Here is a 4,414-nt window from a genome sequence, read left to right as displayed (position 1 = left end):
GAGAGCCGGGGATGTCGCCGCACGGTGCCGCCACGTCGCCGTCCAGCACGCCGTCCTTGTAGGTAGGATCCAGAACCGTGCCAGATGCCCGCAGCCACAGGTCGCGGGTGAAGTAATAGGTGGCGTCCGCCTCGATACCGTAGGAGCGGGCACCGCCGTTGTTCTGCACCACCACGAGGCTGCTGCTGGGGATATTCGCCTGCGATTGCAGGTCCTTCCAGTCGATGTAGAAGGCGGCAACGTTCAATTGCAGCTTGCGGTCGAACAGGCTGGACTTGGCGCCCAGCTCGTAGCTCCAGTTGGTTTCCTCGCCGTACATGAAGCCGTCAAGGCCGTAGGCATTGGAGTTGAAGCCGCCGGTCTTGTAGCCGCGCGCTGCCGAGGCGTAGACCATCACATCATCGGTCACGTCGTAGTTCACGATGAGGCGCGGCGTCAGGTACTTGTAGTCCTGATCGCCAACGGCGGCGGAATCAGAGCCGCGACCTGCAAAATCCTGCTTCTCGTTGTTGTAGCGCAGCTCGAGCTGGGCATCGAGCCGGTCGGTGAATTCATAGCCGAGCGAGCCGTACATCGCCCAGCCCTCAGTCTTGAGGCGGCCGCCGCGCTCGAGGAACGCCACCGGCGTGCCGTTCGGCTGGGCGTAGGGCATGGCTGCGATCTGGAGAATATCCGAGACCTGGGAATTGAAATAATAAACGCCTGCTGTCCAGGTGAGCGGGCCGCTGTCGTTCGAGGTCAGGCGTACGTCCGCCGAGGTTTCCTTGCTCGCATCGCCCACCGCGTTGGTGAACTGCTGGCGCGACAGGCCGCCGAAGCTGGGCACATACACGGCGTCCGGATCCGCCGTCGTATCAATGCTCGATGAGAAGCTGGCCTTGGTATGGGTGAGCATGCCGGACAGCGTCATGGTGTCGAATTCGTACTTCGCGACCGCATACATTAGGTCGCTGTCGCCCTTCAGGCCGTGGCCGGTCGTGGTGTCCATATCGACAGCCGTCGTCGTCGGCAGCTTGCCGCAGAACAGGGTATAGTAGGTGCGCCCGTTGCGGTCGACCTGGGAGCCGCAGTTGTTCTCCGTCGTCGGGATGCTGACAAGCGGCCCCTGATGATTGTCCTGATCGGAGTGCATGGCAAACAGCTTGAGGCTGAATGCATCCGTCGGCTGGAACAGCACCGAGCCGCCGAAGGTGTAGCGGTGATCATAGCCGCCGATGTGCTTACCGTCGCGCAGGTTGTCGATGGTGCCATCGAACGTGCCGTAGCCCCCGAACACGCGCACGGCGAGGGTGTCACTGACCGGCAGGTTGAGGTTGCCGCTGACCTTGCGGCGGCCATAGTTGCCGATCTCACCCAGCACCTTGCCGCTGAACTCTCCCAGCTTCGGCTCGGCGGTGACGTAGTTGATCGCGCCGGCGAACGTATTGCGGCCATAAAGGGCACTCTGCGGGCCCTTGACCACCTCGATCCGCGCCACGTCCATCAGACCGAACTCCAGGCCCGAGCGGTTGTTCAGATAAACGCCGTCGATAAAGACGCCGACGTTGCCCTGCGGGCCCATCTGGTCCACCTGCGCAATGCCGCGGATGACCGGCGACTGGAATGCGCCGTTGGTATCCTGGAAGGACAGGCCCGGCGTCATGGCGGCCAGATCCGCCAGCCCCGTGGTGCCACTCTTCTCCAGTTCGGCCTCGCTGAACGCCGCGATGGCCATCGGCACATCCTGCAGGCTTTCCGCGCGATGGCGCGCCGTGACGACGATTTCACCGGCAGTCTCGAAAGCCGCCTCGCTGGTCGCCCCCTGTTGCGCCTGCACCCCCGCTGGCAGGAAAATGGCTGCGATGGCAAGCGCGGACGAAGCCGTCCTCAAATATGTGCTGGCAGACGACATGCTGCTCCCCTTCCCCGAATATTTTCACAGGCACCGTCTCCGATGGCCGGAAGCGGCTGCTCATTTGCCCGGGCATCTTTTCCGAGGGGGAGGGCCGGCAAAACAACGCAGCAAAAGGCTCTCTACCAGTTAGATAAGATTGCGCAGCACGGACGGCAGAGCGGCGAGAACCGGGGCAGGAACGGGATAAAAGTGCATGGATCAAGGAGGAAAACTGCAGACTTCTTGCGGATATGAAATGTCTTGCCATTCCCCTGATGCGCAACCATAGTTTGAAAAAAACACCAATTACAAAACAAAGCATAGGGTGGACGTTGCGTATGGACCGAGGAGTTCCGGTACGCTCCCTCAGCAGGGGGCTGGCAGTTCTCAAGATCATCAATCAGCACGGCGCCATGTCACTCATGGATATATCGCGCACCTGCGACATGCCGTATCCAACCGCTTCCAGAATCGTGCAGACGCTCGTTCTGGAAGGGCTGATCGAACGGGATCGGCGACGAAAATGGTACCGGCCCACCGGGCTCGTCAGATCGCTTGCTCATGGCTACAAGGAAAAGGCCCGCCTGGCCGACGTCGCGCTGCCGCACATCCAGAGCCTGACCCGAAAAATCGGCTGGCCGATCACAATTTCAACGCATGTGGGACCGAACATGGTGGTGGAGACGTCAACCCATCAGATGACGTCCATGTGCTATTACGATCCGGAACCCGGCTTCAGCCTGCCGCTTCTGGAATGCTCCGCCGGCCTTGCCTACCTCAGCTTCGTCTCCGAAGACCAGTTCAACAGCATCATGTCGACGCTACGGATGCTTGAGGTGGACAAGGACGAATATACCGTGGAATTGTTGACCAAGGGCAGCCTGCGCCAGCAAATTCGTGCGCACGGCTTCTCTACGCAGGCCAACGTTCGACCGACGCCGCAGCCGGGCAAGACATCTTCGATTTCCTTGCCGCTGCTCGTCGGCAACGCGGTCGTGGGCACCATGACCATGACCTTCTTTGCCGCGTCCATGCGCATGGCCGAGGCGGTCAGCCGTCACATTGCGGACCTGCGCCAGGCCGCCGCCGAGATCGAGCTGGCGCTGACCGCAGCGGAAGGCTGAGGGGATCCAGACGACAAGGCTCGCATTCGATCAGCATCCCGAACTGAAAAAGACCTGCGGAACGCACGTTCCGCAGGTCTTTTTCTTCAGGTTGTTTTCTTCTTGTCGCTTTTTAACGAGCCGGCTGCCCGGCCTCGCCCGTCAGCATGTCATCAGAGAGATTATAGAACCGCAGCGCGATGCAGCTGGCCAGCAGGAGCGCCATGGGTGCGAACGACGCCAGAAAGAAAATGGCATCGATCGCGCTTTGCGGCTGAACCACGTCGGTCGAACCCGTGCTCTTGAGGTAACCGGCTGCACCGAGCACGAGGCCGGTGAGTGCCGCGCCCGCGGCGAAGGCGAATTTCTCGACCATGGTATAGATGGCGGAGAGGACACCTTCCCGGCGCAGGCCGGTCTGCCGGTAATCCCACTCCATGGTATCCGGCAGCATGGACTGGCCGAACAGCAGCACCGCGCCAGCCGTGCCACCGAGGCATGCCCCGCGCAGCAGCGTCATTGCAAGCGGCTCTTCGGGCGTCACGAAATACCAAGTAATATAAAGCAGAGCATAGGCGACGGTGGCGTAGAGATAAATCCGGCGCTTGCCGCCACGCTCGCCGAACTTCACCCAGAAGCGCTGGCAGACGATCATGGCACCGTAAAAGACGAGGAAATATACGCCCAGCATGGCGTCGGTCAGGCCAAGCACGCGCTTGAACAGGAACGGCAGGGCCGCCTGCGTCACCGCCAGCGCCATCAGCTGGAGCAGCTTGATGACCAGCAGCACCATGAACGGTCGGTTGGAGACGATCAGCTCCAGCTTCTTTGCAAAGCTCATCTTCTGGTGCGTTGGCACAGCAATGTCTGCGCCGGCAACGCTGCGGGTCGCACGGAAGCAGACGATGGTGGAGACGAGAATGAGCGCCGCGATGAACAGGGACATGACCGTGTGGCCCGCCTGCCCGCCTCCCGCCTCGGCGATGAGCATGGGCCCGATGAAGGTCGCCACCATGCTGGCGCCGGCCACCGCATAGACGCGGTAGGAGATAAGGCGAGAGCGCTCATGGATGTTGATGGTCATCTCCGCGGGCATGGCCATGTAGGGCACGCTGAAGACGGCATAGGCGGTTGCGTAGAACAGCAGCGCGCCGGTTGCCAGCGCCAGCGCCGCGTTGGGCGACAGGCCGGAGGGGATGTTGAACAGCAGCACGGACGAGACGGCCAGCATCAGGCCGCCTGCCAGCACGAAGGGGCGCCGGCGGCCATGGCGGGAGCGCGTGCGGTCTGACATCGCGCCGACCAGCGGGTCGATGATGGCGTCGAACAGTTTGGACAGGGCCAGGATCGAGCCGGCAATGGCCGCCCCGAGGCCCACGTAGTCCACCAGGTAGCGCAGCAAGAGAACGTTGACGGAGTTGAACAGCGCGGCAACCGC

The 4,414-nt window shown here is 62.0% G+C and carries 3 protein-coding genes; 1 reads left to right on the top strand and 2 read right to left on the bottom strand.

What is annotated here, in order from left to right:
- Positions 1–1,891, bottom strand: a 1,891-nt coding sequence (locus VIG90_RS02605; protein WP_331591872.1) for a TonB-dependent receptor, incomplete at its 3' end; no start/stop codon positions are given.
- 320 nt (positions 1,892–2,211) lie between these two features.
- On the opposite strand from VIG90_RS02605, the gene VIG90_RS02600 reads away from it, so the two are divergent.
- On the top strand, positions 2,212–2,997 hold the full coding sequence (locus VIG90_RS02600; protein ID WP_331591871.1) for a helix-turn-helix domain-containing protein: 786 nt from the start codon (positions 2,212–2,214) through the stop codon (positions 2,995–2,997).
- A gap of 112 nt (positions 2,998–3,109) precedes the next feature.
- Here VIG90_RS02600 and VIG90_RS02595 read toward each other — a convergent pair.
- Positions 3,110–4,414 (bottom strand): MFS transporter (locus tag VIG90_RS02595; protein WP_331591870.1); only part of this gene is annotated, 1,305 nt, incomplete at its 5' end.

Origin of the sequence: Pedomonas sp. (assembly GCF_036515995.1) — a bacterium.
Classification (GTDB): Bacteria; Pseudomonadota; Alphaproteobacteria; order Sphingomonadales; family Sphingomonadaceae; genus Pedomonas.
Note: the sequence above shows the minus strand (reverse complement) of the source record. Positions and strands in the feature narration are given on the sequence as shown.

Coding starts and splice junctions, on each gene's coding strand:
- VIG90_RS02600 (WP_331591871.1), top strand. CDS start 2,212: ATGGACCGAGGAGTTCCGGTACGCTCCCTCAGCAGGGGGCTGGCAGTT.